18 protein-coding genes are annotated in these 22874 nt (G+C 63.3%); 7 read left to right on the top strand and 11 right to left on the bottom strand.

The genetic code is table 11. The annotated features are described in order from the left end of the window. The first annotated feature begins 17 nt into the window (after nucleotides 1-17). Both ACGYK2_RS00620 and ACGYK2_RS00615 read left to right on the top strand, forming a co-directional pair. Entirely contained in the window at nucleotides 18-662 is a 645-nt protein-coding gene (locus ACGYK2_RS00620; protein WP_271687370.1) for a DsbA family oxidoreductase, read from the top strand. Between the two features lie 148 nt (nucleotides 663-810). Next, on the top strand, nucleotides 811-2016 hold the full coding sequence (locus ACGYK2_RS00615) for a multidrug effflux MFS transporter (protein WP_271689975.1): 1206 nt from the start codon (nucleotides 811-813) through the stop codon (nucleotides 2014-2016). Between the two features lie 19 nt (nucleotides 2017-2035). On the opposite strand, the gene mfd is transcribed toward ACGYK2_RS00615, so the two are convergent. Together mfd and ACGYK2_RS00605 are read right to left on the bottom strand one after the other, a co-directional pair. Continuing rightward, nucleotides 2036-5506, bottom strand: a complete 3471-nt coding sequence (gene mfd / locus ACGYK2_RS00610; protein ID WP_271687371.1) for a transcription-repair coupling factor — start codon at nucleotides 5504-5506, stop codon at nucleotides 2036-2038. 31 nt (nucleotides 5507-5537) lie between these two features. Beyond that, nucleotides 5538-6065, bottom strand: coding sequence for a component of SufBCD complex (locus ACGYK2_RS00605; RefSeq protein ID WP_136720314.1), 528 nt, complete (start codon nucleotides 6063-6065; stop codon nucleotides 5538-5540). A gap of 119 nt (nucleotides 6066-6184) precedes the next feature. Between ACGYK2_RS00605 and hemB the strand changes: the two genes are divergently transcribed. Both hemB and ACGYK2_RS00595 read left to right on the top strand, forming a co-directional pair. Beyond that, nucleotides 6185-7189: a porphobilinogen synthase gene (gene hemB, locus ACGYK2_RS00600; RefSeq protein ID WP_271687372.1), complete on the top strand. Its 1005-nt coding sequence runs from the start codon at nucleotides 6185-6187 to the stop codon at nucleotides 7187-7189. A gap of 126 nt (nucleotides 7190-7315) precedes the next feature. After that, nucleotides 7316-7882, top strand: coding sequence for a YSC84-related protein (locus tag ACGYK2_RS00595; RefSeq protein ID WP_209218849.1), 567 nt, complete (start codon nucleotides 7316-7318; stop codon nucleotides 7880-7882). Between the two features lie 87 nt (nucleotides 7883-7969). Here ACGYK2_RS00595 and ACGYK2_RS00590 read toward each other — a convergent pair whose 3' ends face one another. Further along, a complete protein-coding gene (locus tag ACGYK2_RS00590) occupies nucleotides 7970-8842 on the bottom strand; it encodes an NAD(P)-dependent oxidoreductase (RefSeq protein WP_271687373.1) in 873 nt (290 codons plus the stop codon). Between the two features lie 96 nt (nucleotides 8843-8938). On the opposite strand from ACGYK2_RS00590, the gene ACGYK2_RS00585 reads away from it, so the two are divergent. Continuing rightward, nucleotides 8939-11407 (top strand): penicillin acylase family protein, encoded by a 2469-nt coding sequence (locus tag ACGYK2_RS00585; RefSeq protein ID WP_271687374.1) that lies wholly within the window; start codon nucleotides 8939-8941, stop codon nucleotides 11405-11407. Then, a complete protein-coding gene (locus ACGYK2_RS00580; protein WP_271687376.1) occupies nucleotides 11404-11970 on the top strand; it encodes a pseudouridine synthase in 567 nt (188 codons plus the stop codon). The genes ACGYK2_RS00585 and ACGYK2_RS00580 overlap by 4 nt, the downstream gene beginning before the upstream one ends. On the opposite strand, the gene ACGYK2_RS00575 is transcribed toward ACGYK2_RS00580, so the two are convergent. The 5 genes from ACGYK2_RS00575 to trkA form a co-directional block, all read right to left on the bottom strand. Beyond that, nucleotides 11967-12368: a DUF2177 family protein gene (locus ACGYK2_RS00575; protein WP_271687377.1), complete on the bottom strand. Its 402-nt coding sequence runs from the start codon at nucleotides 12366-12368 to the stop codon at nucleotides 11967-11969. The genes ACGYK2_RS00580 and ACGYK2_RS00575 overlap by 4 nt on opposite strands. A gap of 97 nt (nucleotides 12369-12465) precedes the next feature. After that, complete coding sequence (gene hflX / locus ACGYK2_RS00570; protein ID WP_271687378.1) at nucleotides 12466-13764, bottom strand: GTPase HflX; 1299 nt, start codon at nucleotides 13762-13764, stop codon at nucleotides 12466-12468. Next, a complete protein-coding gene (gene hfq / locus ACGYK2_RS00565; RefSeq protein WP_007119530.1) occupies nucleotides 13761-14000 on the bottom strand; it encodes an RNA chaperone Hfq in 240 nt (79 codons plus the stop codon). Before hfq ends, hflX begins: the two co-directional genes overlap by 4 nt. 130 nt (nucleotides 14001-14130) lie before the next feature. Further along, complete coding sequence (locus tag ACGYK2_RS00560; RefSeq protein ID WP_394374178.1) at nucleotides 14131-15681, bottom strand: TrkH family potassium uptake protein; 1551 nt, start codon at nucleotides 15679-15681, stop codon at nucleotides 14131-14133. A gap of 16 nt (nucleotides 15682-15697) precedes the next feature. Beyond that, entirely contained in the window at nucleotides 15698-17074 is a 1377-nt protein-coding gene (gene trkA / locus ACGYK2_RS00555) for a Trk system potassium transporter TrkA (protein WP_271687392.1), read from the bottom strand. A 126-nt stretch (nucleotides 17075-17200) separates the two neighbouring features. Between trkA and ACGYK2_RS00550 the strand changes: the two genes are divergently transcribed. Next, a complete protein-coding gene (locus tag ACGYK2_RS00550) occupies nucleotides 17201-17695 on the top strand; it encodes a hypothetical protein (RefSeq protein WP_271687394.1) in 495 nt (164 codons plus the stop codon). A gap of 43 nt (nucleotides 17696-17738) precedes the next feature. Here the strand turns inward: ACGYK2_RS00550 and ACGYK2_RS00545 are convergent, their stop codons facing one another. The 3 genes from ACGYK2_RS00545 to ACGYK2_RS00535 all read right to left on the bottom strand — a co-directional run bounded on the left by ACGYK2_RS00545 (nucleotide 17739) and on the right by ACGYK2_RS00535 (nucleotide 22874). Next, on the bottom strand, nucleotides 17739-19151 hold the full coding sequence (locus ACGYK2_RS00545) for a sigma-54 dependent transcriptional regulator (RefSeq protein ID WP_209218858.1): 1413 nt from the start codon (nucleotides 19149-19151) through the stop codon (nucleotides 17739-17741). Next, nucleotides 19144-21399 (bottom strand): PAS domain-containing sensor histidine kinase, encoded by a 2256-nt coding sequence (locus ACGYK2_RS00540; RefSeq protein WP_271687397.1) that lies wholly within the window; start codon nucleotides 21397-21399, stop codon nucleotides 19144-19146. Before ACGYK2_RS00540 ends, ACGYK2_RS00545 begins: the two co-directional genes overlap by 8 nt. Before the next feature lie 95 nt (nucleotides 21400-21494). Next, nucleotides 21495-22874 carry a response regulator gene (locus tag ACGYK2_RS00535; protein ID WP_067264060.1) on the bottom strand — a complete coding sequence of 460 codons (1380 nt, stop codon included), beginning with the start codon at nucleotides 22872-22874 and terminating at the stop codon, nucleotides 21495-21497.

The following is a 22874-nucleotide window of genomic DNA, read 5'->3' as shown; positions in this document are numbered from 1 at the left end:
AATAGATGGGGCGCATCATGGCCGAAGCGATCAAACTCGATATCATGTCAGACCCGATCTGCCCGTGGTGCTATATCGGCAAGGCGCATCTGGACCGCGCTTTGCAAGACCATCCCGACCACCCCTTTGCCATCGAATGGCACCCGTTCCAGCTCAACCCCGACATGCCGCGCGAAGGCATGGACCGGCGCAGCTATCTTGAACGTAAGTTCGGCGGCAAGGAAGGCGCCGTGCGCGCCTATGCACCGGTTGTGGAACATGCCGAGAAGGCCGGGCTGAATATCAACTTCGAGGCCATGCAGCGCACGCCTAACACGCTGGACGCGCACCGTCTGATCCATTGGGCCGGGATCGAAGGCCGCCAGACCGCCGCCGTCTCTGCCCTTTTCAAAGCCTATTTCGTCGATGCCCGCGACATTGGTGACGACGAAGTGCTGGCCGATATCGCCGACAGTATCGAGATGGACGCCGCCGTGGTCACCCGCCTGCTGAAATCCGATGTCGACGCGCAGGACATCCGCGACCGCGATGCCCATAGCCGCAAGATGGGCGTGAACTCGGTGCCGACCTTCATCGTTGCCAACACCCATGCCGTCCCCGGGGCGCAGCCGCCCGAGCTATGGGCGCAGGTCATTGCCGATCTGACCAATCAGCAGGGCTAAACAGGGCGGCAATCATTGCCAAGTTAAGCGTTCTCGACTATCGAGAGCGCAACCACAAGTTATTCCCTGAATCCTGCCCAAACGGATCCGTCGTTCGGGACAATCGCCGGAGTGCGCCTTCGTGACCACCGAAAAACCAGAATTCTCCATGGGGCGGATCGAATTCGTCGGCCTTATCGCGATGATGATCGCCACCATCGCCTTTTCCATCGACGCGATGCTGCCCGCCCTGCCCGAGATCGCGGCGGAACTCTCGCCCGAGATGGCCCACCGCGCCCCGCTGATCCTGACAGCCTTCGTGCTGGGCATGGGGCTGGGCACATTCTTTAGCGGCGCGCTGTCGGATGCATTCGGCCGCCGCAATGTGGTCTTCGGCGGGGCGGCGCTCTATTGTCTTTCGGCCTTTGTCGCTTGGATGAGCAACTCTCTCGAAGTCATGCTCGTAGCACGCATCTTCCAGGGGCTTGGCGCTTCTGGCCCGCGTGTGGTCGCCGTGGCGATCATTCGTGACCTCTATGCGGGGCGCGAGATGGCGCGGATCATGTCGGTGGTGATGATGGTCTTCGCGCTGGTGCCCGCCTTGGCCCCGATGCTGGGCGCGGGCATCATCCTGACGGCGGGCTGGCGCGCGATTTTCATCGCCTTCATGGCCTTCTCGCTCATCTCGGTCATCTGGATGGCCCTGCGTCTGCCCGAAACCCTCGCCCCCGAAGACCGCCGCCCGTTGCGGGCGCGGCTGATCATTGGCGCGGTGCGCGAGTTGGTGGGCCACCCCACGGTGCGCCTGTCGATCCTCGTGCAGTCGCTTGCCATGGCGATGCTCTTTTCGATGCTGATGCTGGTCCAGCCGATCTATGACACCGTCTATGGCCGGGCCGAAAGTTTCCCACTGTGGTTCGGCGGCATCGCCGTGGTGGCGGCCAGCGCCAGCCTGATCAACGCGCTGCTGGTCGTGCGCTACGGCATGCGGCGGCTGGTGACCATCGCCTTGGGCGTGCAAATCCTGCTGTCGGGAGCCATGTATTTCCTAAACCTCGGCGCCCTGCCCGACCCTTACGGCTTCGCCGCATTCGTGTTCTTCCAGACCTGCCTGTTCTTCCAAGCGGGGCTGACATTGGGCAACCTCAACGCCATCGCGATGGAGCCGATGGGCCATATCGCAGGCATGGCGGCTTCGGTCGTGGGGGCGATCTCCACCGTGCTGGCGGCGCTGATCGCCTCCCCCGTGGGGTTGATGTTCGACGGCACGACCAAGCCGCTGGCGCTGGCCATGCTGCTGATGGCAATCGCAGCCTATGCGCTGATGCTCTACATGGGGCGGGTGGAGAACCGGCAGCCGGCGGCGGCGGAATAACCGCCGCCGTTCGAAAGGTTTAGCCCTTCGCCTTGGCCTTTTTCGCGGTCTTTTCCTTGGCGATCACATGTTCGGCCAAATCGCGCGCGATGGCGAAGGCGCCTTTGATCTTATCGGCATCCGTCCTCCAATCCCGGCGCACGACGATCTTGTTGTCCTTGACCTTGGCCAGCCCGCGCTGGTCCTGAATGAACTTCACCAGCCCCTCGGGCGAGGCGAACTTGTCGTTGTGGAACTGGATCGTCGCGCCCTTTGGCCCGCCGTCGAGCTTGGCAATCCCGGCGCGTTTGCACATCGCCTTGATCCGCACCACCAGCATCAGCGTGTTGACCTCCTTCGGCAGCTTGCCGAAACGGTCGATCAGCTCGGCGGCGAAGCCTTCCAGCTCGACCTTGGTCGATAGCTCGCTCAGGCGGCGGTAGAGGCCAAGCCGCACGTCGAGATCGGGCACATAGTCCTCGGGGATCAGCACCGGAACGCCAAGGTTGATCTGCGGCGCCCATTGCTCGTCGGCCTCGGACAACCCCTCAAGCTCGCCTGCCTTGATCTTGGCGATCGCCTCTTCCAGCATAGACTGATAAAGCTCGAAACCCACGTCGCGCATCTGGCCGGACTGTTCTTCGCCCAGCAGGTTGCCCGCGCCGCGAATGTCGAGGTCTTGGGAGGCCAGCGTGAAGCCCGCGCCGAGCGTGTCGAGGCTGCCCAGCACCCGCAGGCGTTTCTGGGCCGTGTCGGTCAGCTTGGCGCGTGGCTTGGTCGTGAGATAGGCATAGGCGCGCGTTTTTGAGCGCCCCACCCGGCCCCGGATCTGATAGAGCTGCGCCAGCCCGAACATATCCGCGCGGTGCACGATCATCGTGTTGGCGGTAGGGATGTCGAGGCCGGATTCCACGATGGTCGTGGCCAACAGAATGTCGAACTTACCGTCGTAGAAAGCGTTCATCCGGTCGTCGAGCTCCCCCGGCGCCATCTGGCCGTGGGCCACGACGTAAGAAAGCTCGGGCAGTTGTGCCTTCAAAAACTCCTCGATCTCGCGCAGGTCACTCACGCGCGGCACCACGTAGAAGCTCTGCCCGCCGCGGTAATGCTCGCGCAAGAGCGCCTCGCGGATAGTCACCGCGTCGAACTCGCTGACATAGGTACGGATCGACAGGCGGTCCACGGGCGGCGTGCCGATGATCGACAGATCGCGCACGCCGGTCAGCGACAGTTGCAAAGTGCGCGGGATCGGCGTGGCGGTGAGGGTCAACACGTGGATGTCCGTGCGCAGCGCCTTCAACCGCTCCTTATGGGTGACGCCAAAGTGTTGTTCTTCATCAATAATCAACAGGCCGAGGTCGTTGAAACGAATCCCCTTTGCCAGCAGCGCATGGGTGCCGATCACGATATCGACCGTGCCCTTGGCCATCCCCTCACGCGTCGCCGCCGCCTCTTTGGCCGAGACGAAACGGCTGAGTTGCCGCACGTTGATCGGGAAGCCGCGGAAGCGTTCCGCGAAGCTCTTGTAGTGCTGCCGCGCCAACAGGGTCGTCGGCGCGATCACCGCGACCTGCACGCCCGACATGGCCGCGACGAAAGCCGCGCGCATCGCCACCTCGGTCTTGCCGAAACCCACATCGCCGCAGACCAGACGGTCCATCGGGTTGCCGGAGGTCAGATCGTCGATCACATCACCGATGGCGCGGAGCTGGTCGTCGGTTTCCGTGTAAGGGAAACGGGCCGAGAAGGCGTCCCACATGCCCGGCGGCGGGTCGAGCACGGGCGCTTTACGCAGGCTGCGTTCGGCGGCGATGCGGATGAGCTTGTCCGCCATCTCGCGAATGCGTTCTTTGAGCTTGGCCTTTTTCGACTGCCATGCCCCGCCGCCGAGCTTGTCGAGAAGCCCTTCCTCATGGCCGTAGCGCGACAGCAGTTCGATATTCTCCACCGGCAGGTAAAGCTTTGACTGTTCGGCATATTCCAGCACAAGGCACTCATGCGCGGCCCCGGCGGCGGTAACCACCTCCATCCCGTGATAGCGCCCGATGCCGTGGTCGACATGAACCACCAGATCGCCGGGGCTGAGGCTTTGCGCCTCGGTCAGGAAGTTCTCGGCCCGGCGTTTGCGTTTTGGCGCACGGATCAGACGGTCGCCCAGCACGTCCTGTTCGGAGATCACCGTCATCCCCGGCGCCTCGAACCCATGCTCCAACGCCCAAACCGCCAGATGCAGCCCGCGCTTGCCGATGCGGGTGGCATCCATCACCGGGATCGCCTCGGCCAGACCTTCGTCTTCGATCAGCCCAGTCAGGCGCTCCCGCGCGCCTTCGGAGTAGCTGGCGATCAGCACCGGCCCAGCTTCAAGCTTTGCTTTAATATGCGCGGCCAAAGCACCGAAAAGACTAACGGATTCCTGCTGACGCTCAGGGGCGAAGTTGCGCCCGAGCCGCGCGCCTGCATCCAGCACTCCCGGGCCCGTGGGCTGCGGTAGCGGGTTGAACTGGATGACGCGGTGATCCAGCAACGCTTGGGTCCAGGCCTCATCGGTCAGGTACAGCCCCTCAGGTGGGGCCGGTTTGTACACGCTGTCCATCTTCGAGCGCGTCTTCATCGCCAGTTTGCGGGTCTCATACTGGTCTTCGATGGTTTCCCACCGGGCAATCCGCATCGGGGTCAGTTGATCGTCCAGAGTGACCGTCGCCTTGGGCAGATAGTCGAAAAGCGTTTCCAGATCATCGTGGAAAAACGCGAGCCAATGCTCCGCACCCTGATGTTTGCGGCCCGCACTGATCGCCTCGTAAAGCGGATCGTCGGTGCCCGCTGCACCAAATTCGATGCGGTAGTTCTGGCGGAACCGGGTGATCGCGGCCTCGTCGAGGATGACCTCGCTCACCGGGGCAAGCTCGACCAGATCGAGCTTTTCTGTGGTCCGCTGCGTCGCCGGATCAAACCGCCGCGCGCCATCCAGCACGTCGCCGAAGAGATCAAGCCGCACCGGACCAAGATCGCCGGGCGGGTAAATGTCGATGATCCCGCCGCGCACCGCGTAGTCGCCCGGCTCCATCACCGTGGGGCTTTGCACAAAGCCCATGCGCACCAGAAACGCGCGCAGCGCCTTTTCGTCGATCCGGCTGCCCACGCGGGCGGCAAAGGCCGCGTCGCGCAGGGTGTCGCGGGCGGGAATGCGTTGGCTGGCCGCGTTCAAGGTCGTCAGCAGGACGAACTGATCGGGCATCCCATGCACCAGCGCCGCCAGCGTTGCCATCCGCCGGGCCGAGATATCGGCATTGGGTGACACCCGGTCATAGGGCAGGCAATCCCACCCCGGGAAAGTGACGACCGGCATGTCGGGGGCGTAGAACCGCAAGGCAGCCTGCATCGCCGCCATGCGCTTGTCATCGCGCGCCACATGGACCACCGGCTGGCCGCCCTTGGCGATTTCATCGAGGATGGCGCGGGCATCATAGCCTTCGGGAACGCCGGAGAGGGTGATATTGCGCGGATCGTTCATCGGGTCTCAATTGGCCCTCGGAGGGGGGCTGTCAACCCGCCAGCGGGCCGATGCTTAGATTTTGATACATTCCCCAAAGCGCGGTCACGAAGATCGAGACCATGCCGATGATCTGGGTGTAAAGCCGGTGCCGCATCAATCGCCGCCGCAGCACCTCACCGGTCGACCCTTCGATGCGAATGAGCCGCGCGGTCGACAGGCTCAAAAGCCCCACCAGCGACATGGGAAAGCCCAAGAGCAGCAAGGCTTGGGCGAATTCGATGCCATAGACGAACCCCAAAAGCACCAGAGAGGTCAGCGCGAAGAACCCCAGCCCCAAGAGCCACAGCCCAGAGACCTGCGAGATATAGAGCATCCGGTTCACGTTGATCCGCACGATGTCTTCCAGATCGGCCTCGGCCTCTCCGCCATAGCGCCGGGCGCGCAGGACCATGTCGAAGGGCACGCCCAGCACCCAGTGGCTTGCCGTTGACCACATCACAGCCAGCGCGATCCAGAACCAAAGGTTCGAGAAAGAGCGCATGTCGATCATTTCGAAAAGGGTTTGATACCAGTCCAAGGCGTGCTCGTCCGAATATTGAGTTCGGATCTCTTAGCGGTCCGGCGCGACAATTCATAGGGTTGAGGCGTTCAAAAATACATGGCAAGCCCTTGCCAAGCCATTCTGAGGTATAATTGATGCAACCCGTCCACGCCCCCTTCCCCGCCACACGCCTGCGCCGCACCCGTGCCAATGCCGGTATCCGCGCGCTGGTGCGCGAGAATGACCTGCAATTGGGCGATCTGATCTGGCCGGTTTTCGTGCGCGAAGGCGAAGGCGTGGAAGAGCCGATCCCCTCCATGCCCGGTGTCATGCGCCGCTCGGTCGACACGCTGGTCCCGGCGGTGCGTGCGGCGGCGGATCTGGGCATCGGCACGGTCTGCGTCTTCCCCTATACCGGGCCTGAAGACCGGACCGAGGATTGCGCCCGCGCATGGGATCCGCAGAACGCCACCAACCGCGCCATCGCCGCGATCAAAGACGCGGTGCCGGAGATGGTGGTGATGACGGATGTGGCGCTCGATACCTATAACATCAACGGCCATGACGGTTTCGTCGAAGACGGCATCATCGTGAACGACCGCACGGTCGAGGCGCTGGTCAAGATGGCGCTGGCACAGGCCGAAGCAGGGGCGGATATCATCGGCCCTTCGGATATGATGGACGGGCGCATCGGCGCGATCCGCGCAGGTCTCGAAGAAGCCGGCCATCAGGATGTATTGATCCTGAGCTATGCCGCGAAATACGCCAGTGCCTTCTACGGCCCCTTCCGCGACGCGGTCGGCGCCTCCTCGGCCCTGACCGGCGACAAGAAGACCTATCAGATGGATCCCGCCAACAGCGATGAGGCTCTGCGGCTGGTGGCGCGCGACCTCTCGGAGGGGGCGGATATGGTCATGGTGAAACCGGGGATGCCCTACCTTGATATTTGCCGCCGGGTGAAAGACGCCTTCGGCGCGCCGACCTTCGCCTATCAGGTCTCGGGCGAATACAGCATGATTAAGGGCGCGGCAGACCAAGGTTGGATCGACGGCGAACGCGCGATGATGGAGAGCCTTCTGGCCTTCAAACGCGCGGGCTGCGACGGCGTGCTGACCTATTTCGCCCCCGATGTCGCCCGGCTTTTGCTCAAAAGCGCGTGACCTAAGGGCGTAAATCTGCGCAAAGGGGCCAATCAACATGACAAGCCGCGTGATTATGCGTAATCTCGCGCATAAGTCGGGAAAACCGGCAGCAGGCAACCGATCTTGAATATACAGGCAGAAAAGATGACCAATCAGACATATAACCGGCGCTTCGTGACATTGGGCGCCCTTTCGGCGCTCGGCGCGACCGCGGCCTGCGGCAATGGCGTGGGCGGACGCGGCAGCGCGATGATCGACGCGCGCGTGGACGCGACCTTGGCCGAGATGTACCGCGGCTATCCCAACACCCGGCAATTGGCCGAAAAGGCCAATGGCATGTTGGTCATGCCGCTGGTGACCGAAGCGGGCCTCGGCTTTGGCGGTGCCTACGGGCGCGGCGCGCTGCGCGTGAACGACGTGACGGTGGACTATTATTCGGTGACCAAAGCCTCGGGCGGCTTGCAGATCGGCGCGCAGCAATATGCGCATGTGCTGTTCTTCATGACCGAACCTGCCTTGCGCGAATTCCGCCGCTCGCCCGGCTGGGCCGCGGGTGCCGGGCTGGAATATGTGATCTCCGACAAGGGCGACAGCGTGAACGCCGATACCACGACCGTGATGGCCCCTGTGCTGGCCGCCGTCTTTGGCCGCGCGGGCCTGCGCATCGGCGCGACGCTGGAAGGCACGAAATACACGCGGATCATTCCCTAAGGGCTACCCGCGCCTGCGGAAAGCAAACGCCCGGCTTTAAGCCGGGCGTTTTTGTTTGGGGCAATGGGCTAAACGGCCGGTCGCGCGTTACCCGAGGTTCTGCAACCGCTTGAACAGGCTCGACGTATCCCAACGCCCGCCGCCCATCTTCTGCACGTCTTTGTAGAACTGATCGACCAGCGCGGTCACCGGCAGGCTCGCCCCCGTCTCATCCGCCGCATCGAGACAGATGCCCAAATCCTTGCGCATCCAATCCACTGCAAAGCCGTGATCGAACTTGTCGTCGAGCATGGTCTCATAGCGGTTTTCCATCTGCCATGAGCCTGCCGCGCCTTGGCTAATCACCTCGACCACCGCGCGGCCATCAAGCCCCGCCTTCTTGGCGAAATGCAGCGCCTCAGACAGGCCCTGCACCAGACCGGCGATGGCGATCTGGTTGCACATCTTGGTCATCTGGCCCGCGCCGCTGTCGCCAATGCGGCGGCAAATTTTCGCGTAGACTTCCATGATCGGCAGCGCCCGGTCAAAAGCGCCTTCGTCGCCGCCACACATGATCGACAATTGACCGTTTTCCGCGCCCGCCTGACCGCCTGAGATCGGCGCGTCGACAAAGCTCACCTGCGCCTCATCGGCGGCGGCATAAAGCTCACGCGTCACGGCCGCCGAAACGGTGGTGTGATCAACAAAGATCGCCCCTGCCGTCATGCCGCCAAAGGCCCCGTCTTCCCCCAAACAGACTGAGCGCAGATCGTCGTCATTGCCCACGCAGGCGATCACGAAATCCGCATCCTTTGCGGCCGCACGCGGGGTCTTGGCCATGGCGCCGCCATAGGTTTTCACCCAGTCGTCTGCCTTGGCTTCGGTGCGGTTGTAGACGGTCACATCGTGGCCCGCCTTTTGCAGATGCCCCGCCATCGGAGCCCCCATGACCCCCAGTCCCAAAAACGCGAGCTTTGCCATGTGCTTTTCCTTGTCATTCAGTTGCGTTATTCCCTGTCATTACACCTACCACCCTGCGCGCTCCGGTCAATCTGCGCGCCAGTCGAGGATCCCCCGATGGCATTGATGTTTCGCTGGCTTATCCGATTGGCGGTGTTTCTCGTCGCGCTGAGCGTCTTGGTTTTGGTGCTGGTCTATTGGTTCGCCGCGCGGTCCCTGCCCGACTATGATGATACGGTCGAGGTCGCGGGCGTCAGCGCCCCGGTCGAGATCGTGCGCGACAATGCCAATGTGCCGCATATCTTCGGGCAGAGCGATGAGGATGTCTTTTTCGGCCTCGGTTTCGCCCATGCCCAAGACCGGCTGTGGCAATTGATCACCCTGCGCCGCACCGCGCAGGGGCGTCTGTCCGAGGTCTTCGGCACCGCCACGATCACCACCGACAAGCTGATGCGGCGCTATGACATCTACCGGCTTGCCGTGGCGGCGGCGGATAAGCTCGACCCCGAAACCGAAGCGGCGCTTGAGGCCTATTCCGCCGGGATCAACGCGCGCCTCGACCAGATCAACACCGAAGCCTTGGGCCGCGGTGCGCCCGAGATGTGGCTTTTCAATGCGCCCATGGCCCCGTGGCGGCCTGCGGATTCACTGGCGATCACCAAGCTCATGGGCCTGCAAATGTCGGGCCATCTGGAGGCCGAAGTGCTGCGCGCGCGTGTCTCGCTAGAGTTGAGCGACCCGGACCGTCTGCGCGACATCCTGCCCGAAGCGCCGGGCAGCGGGGTCGCCGCCCTGCCCGAATATGCCGCCCTCTTCCCCGAGGTCAGCCGCCGCCACGCCGCCGCAGCGCCGATGGCGCGCCACCCGCTGTCGCCCTTCAAACGGCAGGCCTTCGCCGGGGCTTCCAACGCTTGGGCCGCCGCGCCCTCGCGCTCTGCTGCGGGGGGCACGCTTTTGGCCAATGACCCGCATTTGGGCTTCACCGCGCCCGCGATCTGGTATCTCGCCCGGTTGGAGCTTGAGACCGGCGGCGTGATCGGTGGCACCATCCCGGGCATGCCGGTGGTGCTCACGGGCCGCAGCGCCGATCTGGGCTGGGGGCTGACCACCGCCTATGTCGACGATCAAGACGTCTATATCGAAGAGCTGAACCCCGACAACGCCGAGGAATACCGCACGCCCAACGGGTTCAAGAAGTTCCGCAAACGCGCGTCGATCATCAATATCGCCGATGCCGATCCGATCACTGTCACCCTGCGTTGGACCGACAATGGCCCGGTGCTGCCCGGGAGCCACTACAACCTTGGCAGCATCACCCCGCCGGGGCATGTGGCCTCTGTCGCCTCAACCCTCTTTACCGAAGAGGACACCTCGCTCGCCGCCGCGATGAAGGTGATGCGCGCGAAATCGGTGCAGCAGGCGATCAATGCCGTGACCGACTATGTGGCGCCCGCGCAGAACCTCACGCTGGTCGACCGCGATACCATCGCGATGAAGACCATTGGCGCCATGCCGCGCCGCGATGCCAATCACCAAAGCGAAGGGCGCATGCCCAGCCCCGGTTGGATCGCCGCCAACCGCTGGGACGGGATGCTGCCCTATACCGCGAACCCCGAATTCATCGCCCCCGCAGGCGGCATCCTTGGCAATACCAACAACAAGACGGTCGACCGCCCCTTCCCCAACCACGTCTCCTTTGTCTGGGGCGACACGCAGCGGGTGCAGCGTTGGCAACGGCTGATGCAGAACCGCGAGGTGCATACCCGCGATAGTTTCATCGAAGCGCAGCTTGATACCGTCAGCCCCACAGCCCGGTCGCTGCTACCGCTCATCGGCGCCGAGCTGTGGTTCACCGGAGAGGCCGCCCCCGACGGCACGCCGGAGCGCCAGCGCCAGCGCGCGCTCGACCTGCTCGCCGGTTGGTCGGGTGAGATGAACGAACACCTGCCCGAGCCGCTGATCTATGCCGCGTGGATCCGCGCCCTGCAGGACCGGCTGATCCGCGATGAGTTGGGACCGCTGGCCGAGAAGTTCACCCATATCCAGCCGCTCTTCATCGAACGCGCCTTTCGCGATGTGCAGGGCGCCGCGAAATGGTGCGACGTGCGCCAATCCGCCCCGGTGGAGACCTGCCACGACATGGCGCGGCTGGCGCTCGACGACGCGCTGTTGTGGATCAACGAGACATGGGGCACGCAGCTTGAATCCCTCCGCTGGGGTGACGCGCATCAGGCCACCCATGACCACCCGGTGCTGGGCGACGTGCCGCTGCTGCGCTATTTCGTCAACATCCGGCAGTCGACCTCGGGCGGGGACAACACCCTGCAACGCGGGCTGACACGCGGCACGGGCAAAGACCCCTTCTTTAACGTTCACGGCGCGGGCTATCGCGGGGTTTACGATTTCGCCGATCCCGACAGTTCGGTCTTTGTCACCTCAACCGGGCAATCGGGGCATTTCCTGTCGCGGCATTACGATGATATGGCGCAACTCTGGCGGCGGGGCGAATATATCCCGATGTCGCTGGACGCCGAACTGGCCCGCGCCGCCGCCGTGGGCGTGACCCGATTGGAGCCTGCCCAATGACCGCCCGCGTAATCTTGCTGAACAAACCCTATGGCGTGCTGTCGCAATTCACCGACAAAGGCACCGAAGGCAGCACCCGGCCCACCCTCTCCGCCTATGTCGATGAAAAGGGGTTCTATCCCGCAGGGCGGCTCGACCGCGACAGCGAAGGGCTTTTGGTGCTGACCGACCACGGCCCGCTGCAGGCCCGCATCGCGCATCCCAAATACAAACGGCCCAAGAGCTATCTGGTGCAGGTCGAAGGCACGCCGGATGCCGCGGCGCTCGACGCGCTGCGCAAAGGTGTCGAACTGAAGGACGGCCTTACGAAGCCCGCCCAAGTGGACCAGATCGACGCGCCCGATCCGCTTTGGCCCCGCGACCCACCGGTGCGCTTTCGCAAAACGGTGCCCGACGCTTGGCTGCGCATCACCATCCGCGAGGGGCGCAACCGGCAAGTGCGGCGCATGACGGCCCATGTTGGCTTGCCCACGCTGCGGCTGATCCGTGAAAGCGTGGGCGACTGGACGCTGGCCGGGCTGCAACCCGGCGCATGGCGCTGGTCGACCGAAACGGGCCGTTAGGTAAAGGCGCGGGTGATCGCCACACCCGCCGTCGCCGCCGTCCCGGTCAGGACCGAGCCCCAAGTGAAGTCGCGCGCGACCATGGCCCATGTCCAATCCTTGAGCGTCGCCAAATTGGTGAACTCATAGGTGCCATAGCCCATCGCCCCGATCAGCAACGCATTGCCAAAGACCCAGAGCAGCGAATGATCCTGCACCATCGCGGGCCAAGAGACGAACCACAACACCACGGCCACGAAGAAGGCATAGAAGATCAGCGCCGGGGCGATGCGGAATTCATCCAACAGCCAGTTGCCGATATCACGCTCGAACGCAGGTTTGATGAGATAGGTCAGCCCGAGATAGTCCAGCCCGAGAAAGATGACGACGGTTGAGAGGTAGAGGATAACGAGGGTCATGTGGCGCGCTCCGTTTCTGGTCATAGGACCATATGCGGCGCGACGCGCGGAATTCGATGCCGGGGGCGGCAAAATTTCACCGCCCATGGCAAACCCGTCAAATTTGCTGGAATTCCGCCTCTTGCCGCGCGGACCAGCGCACGGTGATCTCGAACCCGTCGTCGGTCTGGCGCTCGCCCTCGACCACGTCCTGCGCGAACAGCCAAGCGCGTTTCTTGCCGTCGGCGAAACCGAGGGTCAGCACAGCCTCGCGCACTGCACCTTGCAGCGCCTCGGCGATGGTTTCTTGCAGCGTCTCCAGCCCCTCGCCGGTGATGGCCGAGATCGCCAGCACATCATCGTTGCGCGCAGCACGGGCGCGCATGGCCTCGGCCCGGTCTTCGGGCAGCAGGTCCAGCTTGTTCCATACCTCGAAACTGCGGGTCTCTTTCGGGACGCCGAGAGAGGCGAGAATATCGCGCACGTTCTGCGCCTGCTCCTCGGTCTCGGCGTGGGAGACATCGCGCACATGGCAGATGATATCGGCGGCCAAAACCTCTTCCAGCGTGGCGCGGAAGGCGGCGACGAGTTCCGTGGGCAGATCGCTGATGAAACCCACCGTGTCGCTGAGGATGATCTCAGGCCCATCGGGCAACACGAGGCTGCGCATGGTCGGGTCGAGCGTGGCAAAGAGCATGTCTTTGGCCATGACCTCGGCCCCGGTCAAGCGGTTGAAAAGCGTGGATTTCCCGGCGTTGGTATAGCCCACTAGGGCCACGATCGGGAACGGCACCTTGGCCCGTGCGGCGCGGTGCAGGGCGCGGGTTTTAACGACTTTCTCCAACTGGCGCCGCAGGCGCACCAATTGGTCGTCGATGGCACGGCGGTCGGCCTCGATCTGGGTCTCACCCGGACCGCCGACAAAGCCCAAACCGCCGCGCTGCCGCTCAAGGTGGGTCCATGCGCGGACAAGCCGCGTGCGCTGATAGTTCAGCGCGGCCATCTCAACCTGAAGCACCCCTTCGCGGGTCGCCGCACGGTCGCTGAAGATTTCGAGAATCAGCCCGGTCCGGTCGAGCAGTTTGACGCCCCAAGCCTTCTCAAGATTGCGCTGCTGTACCGGGGTCACGGGGCCATCGACCAGCACGAGCTCGACCTCTGCCCCCTTCATGCGCTGATCGAGCTCCTCGATCTTGCCCTTCCCGAAGAGCATCCCGGCATGAACGGTGCGCAGGGGCACAACTTCGGATCCCACCACCTCAAGCTCAGGCAGCGCCTCGGCCAGTGCCACGGCTTCGGCCAGCGCGGGCTCGGGCGCGCGCCGGTCGTTGTCGGATTTGATATCAGGATGCAGCACCCAAGCGCGCGTTACGCGGGGCCCGTCGCTGTTGTCGATCTGAAATGCTGGACGGCTCAAGAAGCGTCTTCGCCCTCATATAGGCTGATCGGCTGGCTCGGCATGATGGTCGAAATCGCGTGTTTGTACACAAGTTGCGATTGACCGTCGCGGCGCAGCAGAACGCAGAAGTTGTCAAACCAAGTAATGACGCCCTGCAATTTGACGCCATTGATCAGGAAAATTGTCACCGGTACTTTGGTCTTGCGAACGTGGTTTAGGAACGCATCCTGAAGGTTCTGTCTGTCTGACGCCATCGTAGTCTCGCCTTTTGTTCTTGCTGGCGTCCGCGTACCGGACCCCCCCATTGCCTCAAGTATGGAGTGCGAAAGCGTGAGTTTCCAGCCCCAATATCAGTGGACTAGGGCGGATCATGGGGCAAACGTGTCAAGCGCGCCACAAATTCGGGGTCATCAGCGCAATAATCGCCAAGGTTTCGAGCCGCCCCAGCACCATGGCACCGCTGAGGATGACTTTGGCCGCCAATCCCAGCTCGATCAGGTGAATGGGTTTGTCGGCGGCATGTTCGATCAGCGGCCCCGTGGTGGAGAGCGTAGCCACCGACATGACGACTGCCGCATCGAAGGAGGCGCCGGTCAGGGTCAGCAGCAGGGTCACCCCGGCCAGTGACATGGCGAAGAGCATGAAGAAGATCCAAGCGATGAAAGCCCCGTTGCTTTGCAAACGCCGCCCGGCCGCCCCCGCCCCGCTGACGGAGTTGGGATAGACCAGCCGGTCCATCTCGCGCACGCCGTTTTGGTAAAGCGCAAAGACCCGCAGCAGTTTCACCCCGCCCGCCGTGGTGGCCACCCCGCCGCCGATCAGCGCAAGCCCCATGAGCACCAGCCCCGGCGTGCGCAGCCCCGACCAATTCTGCGCATCGGCCCAATGCTCAGAGACGAAACCGGTGGTCGACAGGAAGGACAGCACCGTGAACAGCCCGCCCCAAAGCGCGTGCAAGGCGCGGGTGCCGTCGACCTCGACCTCCACCTCAAAAGCGCCAATCCAATGGCGCGCGAACAGCAGCAGCGGCACACCGATCACCACCAAAAGCCCGATGCGAAACTCAGGATCGGTCATCAGCCCGCCTTGGGTTGCGGTGACGGTATCCTTGGAAAAGGTCAGCCGCGACAGGGCGAAAAGCATGAAGAGCATCATCACCGCCTCGCCCGTCACGCCGACCTGCGCCTCAGCCACACCGCCGATGGGCGAGATGCCCGAGGTCGCCATGACCGACATGGCATGGCAAAGCGCCACCAAGGCCGTCTCTCCCCCGATGACGAGCAAGAGCCACAGCAGAAGTGTCAGCCCGAAGTAGATCGGCAGCAGCGCCTGCGTGGTGCGCAGCAGCCGTTGGCGCGGGGTGATCCGGCCCATCCGCGTGTTGATCCGGTCATCAGGCCGCCCCGGCTCGGCCTGCGCCGTGACCTCAAAGCCCCCCAAATGCAGCGGGGCCAGAATGGCCGAGGCCGTGACCCACATTAGCAGCCCGCCCATCCAGCCAACCTGCGCGCGCCACAGATGCAGCGTGTCGCTCAACCGTTCGGGGTTGAACATGGTGGCCCCAGTGGTGGTCAGGGCGCTGACCATCTCGAAATAAACATTCACGAAACGCGTCGTCGGCAGCGCCTCAAGAAAAGGCACCGCAAAGAACACCGGCAGCAACACAAAGGCCGAGAGCAACGACAAAAGCGGCCCGAGCGCCCCGTCCAAAGGTTTGCGCCCGGCATGGGCGATGGCGATCAGCGTGAAGGCCACAAGCCCCAAAAGCCCCGCATAAAGAAAGGCGCGGCTGGCCAAATGATCGTTCATCACCAGCCCGTGGATCGACGGCAAGATCATCGACAGGGCGGAGACGCCGAACAGCTGCAAGAACAGTGGCAGCTGCACAATCTCCCGGCGGATGCCGGCCGGGCCTATGCGGGTCGGTTGCGTCACAAAGGCGCTCCTGCGCTTAGAAAAAGTCGATCGAGACCTGCAAAAGCTGTTCGACCCGCGGCACATCCTCGGCCAGAGCAAAGAGGGCGACCACATCGCCTTCGTCGATCCGCGTGCTGCCCAAGGGGCGAATGACCTTGCCTTCTTTGCGCAGCATGCCGATCAAAACCCCTTCGGGGAAGTCGATTTCCGAGACTTTCTTGCCCGCAAGGGGCGAGGTTGACAGCACTTCGGCCTCAATCACCTCGGCCTCGGCGTCACCGATGGAATAGACCGCCCGCACCCGGCCATGGCGGATGTGACGCAGGATCGAACTCACTGTCGTGGCGCGCGGGTTGATATAGGCGTCGATTCCAAGGTGGGTCATCAGCGGCACCAGCGTCGGGTCGTTGATCAGCGCGATGACATAGGGGCAGCCCTCGGCCTTGGCGCGGACGCAAGACAGCATGTTGGTCTTATCGTCGTCGGTCACCGCCAGCATCGCATCGGCGCGGCTGATGCCCGCCTCGGCCAGCAGCGCCGCATCCAGCCCGTCGCCATTGAGCACGATTGTTCGTTCCAACCCTTCGGCAGCGCGCTCGGCGCATTTGCGGTTCTTCTCAATCATCTTGGTGCGCACGCGCAGCGGCCCGGCCTCAAGGTGCTGCGCCACGGTCAGGCCGACATTGCCGCCGCCCACGAGCACGACACGCTCTTGCTTGGTGGTTTGCTTGCCGAAAATCTCCATCGTGCGGGCGATGTCGTCGTGATGCGAGAAGACATAGCAATCATCGCCGACGAAAAGCTGGTCCTTCGCCTCGGGCGCGAATAGCGTGCCATCGCGGCGCACGCCCACGACGACTGCACGGAGGGTTGAGAAGAGATCGGTGAGCTGCCGCAACGGCGTGTTCACCACCGGGCAATCGCTGTCGATCGAAATGCCCAAAAGCTGCGCCTGCCCCTCCATGAAAATCTCGGTATCGAAAGCGGCGGGCGCGCTGAGCCGTTGAAGCGCGGCGGTCGCGACCTCCTTCTCGGGGGAAATCACCACGTCGATCGGCATGTGATCGCGGCGGTAGAGATCAGAGTAAATCGCGTCGAGATAGGACTGGCTGCGCAGCCGCGCGATCTTGCGGTTGATGCCAAAGACCGAATGCGCGACCTGACAGGTCACCATATTGACCTCGTCCGAATGGGTCGCCGCGATGATCATCTCGGCGTCGCGCGCGCCTGCACGGTCCAGCACATCGGGGTAGCTGGCGAAGCCGGCGATGCCCTGCACATCCAACGTATCGGTGGCGCGGCGGATCAATTCTGCATTGCTGTCGACCACGGTCACATCGTTGCGCTCTCCGCTGAGGTGACGGGCGATCTGCCACCCCACCTGCCCTGCGCCGCAAATGATGATTTTCATGAAGGCTTCCTTACCCTGAGCAAAGATCGTGTGAGGGTTGTCTTAGGTCGGTTAGAGGGCATGACAGATGGGTTGGCAAGGGTCAAATCAATTGTCTTTGCCCCGCAACGGCGGCATGATGGGGCCATGAAACCGATATCTCCCCGCCCCTCCCGCTCCGCTTTCGCCCTGACCTTTGTCGGCTTGGCGGCGGCGGCCTGTGCGCCGCTCAACACCTATTACAAACCGGGCGCGAGTATCGCGCAGGTCAATCGCACCACCACCGCTTGCGAGGTTCAGGCCCTGCGCGACGTGCCGATCTCGACGCAAATCCGCCGCGAACCGCCACGCTATGTGCCCGCGCGGCGCCACTGCGATGCCGACAACAATTGCACCACACGGGGCGGTTTTTATGTACCGGGGGAATTGGTGACCTTTGACCCGAACGAAGACCTACGCAACCGGGTCGAGGCGCAATGTATGGCCGACAAAGGTTTCGCGCCCGTGTCGATCCCCGCCTGCCCACGCAATGTGGCCCGCGCCGCACCGACGCGCGCGACGACCACGCTGCCCGCGCTCAACCCCAAGTCCTGCGTGATCCGCAACAGCGATGGGTCGTTCCAGATCGTCACCCAAGGGTGACGCAAGCGCGCGCGGGGCAGCCCCCGCGCGCAACCGGCGGGGTTTAACCCGCCGCTTCGACTTCCTCGTCCACATGGGCCACGCGCACGCCCGCTTTGGCCGAGGTCACGACGCCGAGCGATTTCAGCTTGCGGTGTAGGGCGCTGCGCTCCATCCCCACGAAATTCGCGGTGCGGCTGATGTTGCCGCCGAAACGGTTTATCTGGGTCAGCAGATATTCCCGCTCAAACGCCTCGCGCGCTTCGCGCAGCGGCAGCGTCGCCAAGGCGCCTGAAAGCACCACGCGCCCCTCATCGCTGCCATTCTCTTCTTCGCCCGGCAGTTCCCGCGCTTCGATCGGGCCGGTGCCATCGCCAAGGATCAGCACCCGTTCGACAAGGTTCTTGAGCTGGCGCACGTTGCCCGGCCAAACCATCGTCTGCATCAGCGCCACGGCGTCTTCGGTCAGCGCGCGCTGCGGCAAACCTTGCGAGGCGTTGAATTCCGCGATGAAATGTTCGGCCAGCAGCGGGATATCCTCCCGGCGCTCTTCAAGCGAGGGCACGGCGATCGGCACGACGTTCAGACGGTGATAGAGTTCCTGCCGGAAGGTATCAGCCTTGATCGCCTGATCAAGGTCGCGGTTCGTCGAAGAGATCACCCGCAGATCGACCCGGACCTTATCCGTCCCGCCAACGCGGGTGAATTGTTGATCGACCAGCACCCGCAGGATCTTGGACTGGGTGCCAAGCGGCATGTCGGCGACCTCATCGAAATAGATCACCCCGCCGTGGGCCTGTTCCAGCAACCCCGGCTCGACTCCGCGGTCCGGCGTTTCGCGGCCAAAAAGCACCTCTTCCATCCGGTCGGGCGCCACCCCGGCGCAGTTGACGGTGACAAAGGGCGCCGAGGCGCGGGCGGAATGGGCGTGGATATAGCGCGCGGCCACTTCCTTGCCCGATCCGGCGGGGCCGGTCAGCATCACGCGGCCATTGGATTTGGTCACCTTATCAAGCTGGCCCAGCAGAGCACGATAGGGCGCGGAGGTGCCGATCATCTCGGAGGTTGCCACATCACGGCGCTTGAGGTTCTGGTTCTCCCGGCGCAGACGCGAGGTTTCCATCGCGCGGCGGATCACCACCAGCAACTGATCGATGTTGAACGGCTTTTCAATAAAATCGTAAGCGCCCTGTTTGATCGCTGCCACGGCAATCTCAATATTGCCATGGCCCGAGATGATCACCACCGGCACATCCGGGTTGTCGCGTTTAACGGTTTTGAGGATGTCGATCCCGTCCATGCGGCTGTCTTTCAACCAGATGTCGAGGATGATCAGGGCCGGTGCCTCGGTGTTGATCTCGGCCATCGTCTCATCCGAATTGCTGGCCAAGCGCGTGGCGAAACCTTCATCCTCAAGGATGTCCGAGATCAGCTCACGGATGTCGCGTTCGTCGTCTACAATCAGAATGTCACTCATCTGCCTTATCCCCTTGGTCTGTCGTTGCGTCGATGGCCAAGGGCAGCGAAATGACTGCCATGGCACCGTTATGGTCTTGCCCGTCGAATGCGGGCGCGGTTTCGAGCGTCAGGCTGCCGCCGTGTTCCTCGATAATCTTTTTGACGATGGGCAGGCCCAGACCGGTGCCCTCGCTGCGCGTGGTCACATAGGGCTCAAACAGCCGGGCGCGGTCTTCGGGCAAGCCAATGCCATTGTCGGCAATGGTCAGCCGCAAGAGCCGGTTCTCGGGCGTGAGCGTCACGCGGATCTGCGGTGCATGCCCTTCAGGCGCACCCTCTTTCTTCAGGCTTTCAATGGCTTCGCCTGCGTTCTTGATCAGATTGGTCAGCGCCTGCGAAATCATCGTGCCGTCGATATTGGCCATGATCGGCTCTGCGGGCAGGTCGAGTTTGATCGCCACGTCTTCCTGTCTGCTCTGCTGAAGCAGCACCGCGTCGCGCAGCAACTGCCGGATGTCCTGACGGCTGGTTTCCGGCTCCGGCATCCGCGCGAATTTCGAGAATTCATCCACGATGCGCCGCAGGTCGCCCGTCTGGCGGATGATCACGCCTGTCATCTGCTCCAGCGCGTCGTCATCCCCCTCGGCCATCTTGGGGCCGAACTTGCGGCGGATGCGCTCGGCACTCAACTGGATGGGCGTCAGCGGGTTCTTGATCTCATGCGCGATACGGCGGGCCACATCGCCCCATGCGGCCATGCGCTGCGCCGAGACCAGATCGGTCACATCGTCAAAGGCCACCACATAGCCCTCAAGATCGCCATCCTTGGACCGGCGGGTCGCCATGCGGACCAAGAGGTTCTCCATCGCCCCTTGGCGCGAGACCTTAACCTCGGCCTGCGCCACCTCATCCGAGGCGGCCTTTACCGTCTCGAACAGCGGGCCGAACTCCGGCACCGCAAGGGTCAGCGGCAGGCTTTGCTGATCTTCGGACCAATCCAGCAGCCGCATGGCCGAGCGGTTGACGAACGTCACGCGCCCCTCGGGGTCCAGCCCCACCACGCCCGAGGTCACCGAGCTTAGCACGGAATCGAACAGGCGGCGGCGGCGTTCGATCTGGTCAGTATTCTCTAACAGCGTCTCCCGCTGGCCCTTCAACTGCCGGGTCATCTGGTTGAAGTAGCGGCCCAGCATGGCGATCTCGTCATCGCCTTCTTCTTCGCGGACCTGCACGTTCAAATCGCCCGCGCCCACCTGCTGCGCGGCCCCCGTGAGCCGCCCAACCGGGCCGGAAAGCCGTTCGGCAAACCACAGGCCCAGCCAAACGGCGGCCAGAATGAGGATCACCGCAAAGCCTAGATAGACAAGGGCGAATTCGAACAGCAGCCGCCCGCGTTCGGATTCAAGCTGTTGGTAGAGGCGCACCGTCTCCTTGGTTTCATCCAGCAGGGCGAGAATTTCACCATCCACCGCACGGGAGACATAGAGAAAACGATCGACATAGGCGTCCATCGGCACCAGCGCGCGGAATTCATTGTTGGGCCAGTCCTCGATGACCAAAAGCCCCTCTTCGCTGGCGGTTTCCAGCTGCGCCTCGGTGGGGGCCTCGAAATCAAAGAGATAGGACCGATCCCCCCGTGCCCGGATCTGCGCGGTGCTGTCGATCAGAAAAGCTTCGCGCAGGCCCCGTTGGATTTGCCGCTGGCCCTCGCCCAAAAGCTCACTGTCGCTGAGGTTAATGCCCTGTGCCCGGGCGCTGTCGATGCTGCGGGCAAGGGTCTGCGCGTCCAAGATCAGCGCCTCGCGCTGCTCGGCCTCGTAAGCCTCTGCCGCTGCCAAAGACGAGCCGACCACGCCACTGACCCGGTCGGAAAACCAGCCTTCAAGCCCGACATTCACCGTAAGCCCCGCGAAAATCGCCACGGTAACCGTCGGGATCAGCGCCATCAGCGCAAAGACCCCCGTCAACCGCAGGTGCAACCGCGACCCCGCCGATTTGGCGCGCCGTGCCGAGATCAACCGCCCGACTTGGATCAGCACCAGCGCCGCCACCAGCAGCACATAGACGAGGTCGGACAAGAGAATGAGCCGCAGGTTGAGCGTATCCGCCCCCTGCCCCAGAGGCCCGAGTGCCAAATAGGTCGCCAGCGCCAAGACCGGCCCCAGCACCACCAGCCCGAAGGTGGACCAATTGCGCAGCCGCTTGACCCGCCTGAGACGCCCCAACCGCTCGAGCTTGAACCTGCGTGACCGGGTTGCCACCCGCATACCTCACCGATGTTGTGATGCATCGCTGCATCAACCGCCATATTATGTGATCCTGAACGGGGGAGTTCCCCGATGGCCACTGTTATGTGGCTCTTTTACATCATCTTGCGGCCCCGTGTCACCTCAATATCGAGGTCGGTGATCTTCTTGCGCAAAGTATTTCGGTTAATACCCAGCAAAGCGGCACATTTCGCCTGGTTCCCTGCCGTCGCGGCAAGGGCGATTTCGATCATCGGCAGTTCAACCTCACGCAGAATCCGCGCGTAGAGACCCGGCGGCGGCAGCATGGAGCCGTGCAGATCAAAGTAGCGTTGCAAATGCCGCTCGACCGAGGCGCCCAGCCGTTCGGTATCCGCCTCGGTCTGCATCGGTGCCGGACCGCTTTGCGCGCCCAGCAACTGCTCAGCCTCGCTCGCCGTGATCTCGGCCGCTTGACTGGCCAGCGCGAGTTGCCGCATCGCATGTTCCAACTGGCGCACATTGCCGGGCCATGGGAATTTCAACAGAATCTGCGCGGCCTTGTCCGACAGCTTGCGCGGCGAGGCAGGGCCGGGATTGGCGCGGGCCAAGAAGTGGTCGGCCAAAAGCGGGATATCCTCGACCCGATCCCGTAGGGCGGGCACTTCGAGGGTCGCCCCCGACAGACGGTAATAGAGATCGCGGCGCAGCTTGCCCTCTTGCATCGCGGCATCCAGATCGCTTTGGCTGGTGGCCATGAAACGCGGCGCGTCATCGCCCGGCGCGTCCATCATCCGCACCAGACGGGCTTGAATATCCTGCGGGAAATCCGCGATCTCGTCGATCATCAGGGTGCCGCCGCCGACCCGCGCCAGCACCCGCGAGGGGCCTTCGATATCCGCAAGATCGGCATCCGTCACGGTCACGAACGGCAGGCTGCGGCGATCAGAGAAGTCGTGAATAGCCCGCGCGATCAGTGACTTGCCCGAACCGCTCTCGCCCCAGATCAGCACCGGCAAGTCGGTGTTCATCACCCGCGCCACGGTGCGGTAGAGCGCTTGCATCACCGGGGTGCGGCCAATCATCGGCAGATCATCACGCTCTGCGTCGATCTCAGCACTGTCATCGGCGGCGGCTTTACGGCTCAGCGTGGTGCGCTGCTCCAAGGCGCGCGCCGTGCGTTTCATCAGGTCCGGCAGGTCGAAGGGTTTGGGCAGATAGTCAAAGGCTTCGGCCTCTGCCGCCTTGATCGCCGTCATGATCGTGTTCTGCGCCGAGATCACGATCACCGGCAGGCCGGGCCGGTCCTGCGCGATTTTCGGCAGCATTTCCAATCCGTTGCCATCGGGCATGACCACGTCAGAGATCACCGCATCGCCCTTGCCCTCGCTGACCCATCGCATCAGGGTGGTCAGGCTTGAAGTGGCGTGCACCTTGCAGCCCGCGCGGGTCAGCGCTTGGGTCAGAACGGTGCGGATCGTGCGGTCGTCATCGGCGACGAGGATGGTGCCATCCAT

The sequence above is a fragment of the Sulfitobacter sp. 1A10359 genome, from assembly GCF_043558145.1.
Classification (GTDB): Bacteria; Pseudomonadota; Alphaproteobacteria; order Rhodobacterales; family Rhodobacteraceae; genus Sulfitobacter; species Sulfitobacter faviae.
The sequence above is the reverse complement of the archived record's forward strand: the minus strand, read 5'-3'. Positions and strand labels throughout refer to the sequence as shown.

Excerpts from the sequence above, each read along its gene's own strand:
- ACGYK2_RS00620 (WP_271687370.1), top strand. The coding sequence starts at position 18 with ATGGCCGAAGCGATCAAACTCGATATCATGTCAGACCCGATCTGCCCG.
- ACGYK2_RS00615 (WP_271689975.1), top strand. The coding sequence starts at position 811 with ATGGGGCGGATCGAATTCGTCGGCCTTATCGCGATGATGATCGCCACC.
- mfd (WP_271687371.1), bottom strand. The coding sequence starts at position 5,506 with ATGAACGATCCGCGCAATATCACCCTCTCCGGCGTTCCCGAAGGCTAT.
- hemB (WP_271687372.1), top strand. The coding sequence starts at position 6,185 with ATGCAACCCGTCCACGCCCCCTTCCCCGCCACACGCCTGCGCCGCACC.
- ACGYK2_RS00595 (WP_209218849.1), top strand. The coding sequence starts at position 7,316 with ATGACCAATCAGACATATAACCGGCGCTTCGTGACATTGGGCGCCCTT.
- ACGYK2_RS00590 (WP_271687373.1), bottom strand. The coding sequence starts at position 8,842 with ATGGCAAAGCTCGCGTTTTTGGGACTGGGGGTCATGGGGGCTCCGATG.
- ACGYK2_RS00585 (WP_271687374.1), top strand. The coding sequence starts at position 8,939 with ATGGCATTGATGTTTCGCTGGCTTATCCGATTGGCGGTGTTTCTCGTC.
- ACGYK2_RS00580 (WP_271687376.1), top strand. The coding sequence starts at position 11,404 with ATGACCGCCCGCGTAATCTTGCTGAACAAACCCTATGGCGTGCTGTCG.
- ACGYK2_RS00575 (WP_271687377.1), bottom strand. The coding sequence starts at position 12,368 with ATGACCCTCGTTATCCTCTACCTCTCAACCGTCGTCATCTTTCTCGGG.
- hfq (WP_007119530.1), bottom strand. The coding sequence starts at position 14,000 with ATGGCGTCAGACAGACAGAACCTTCAGGATGCGTTCCTAAACCACGTT.
- trkA (WP_271687392.1), bottom strand. The coding sequence starts at position 17,074 with ATGAAAATCATCATTTGCGGCGCAGGGCAGGTGGGGTGGCAGATCGCC.
- ACGYK2_RS00550 (WP_271687394.1), top strand. The coding sequence starts at position 17,201 with ATGAAACCGATATCTCCCCGCCCCTCCCGCTCCGCTTTCGCCCTGACC.
- ACGYK2_RS00545 (WP_209218858.1), bottom strand. The coding sequence starts at position 19,151 with ATGAGTGACATTCTGATTGTAGACGACGAACGCGACATCCGTGAGCTG.
- ACGYK2_RS00540 (WP_271687397.1), bottom strand. The coding sequence starts at position 21,399 with ATGCGGGTGGCAACCCGGTCACGCAGGTTCAAGCTCGAGCGGTTGGGG.
- ACGYK2_RS00535 (WP_067264060.1), bottom strand. The coding sequence starts at position 22,874 with ATGGATGGCACCATCCTCGTCGCCGATGACGACCGCACGATCCGCACC.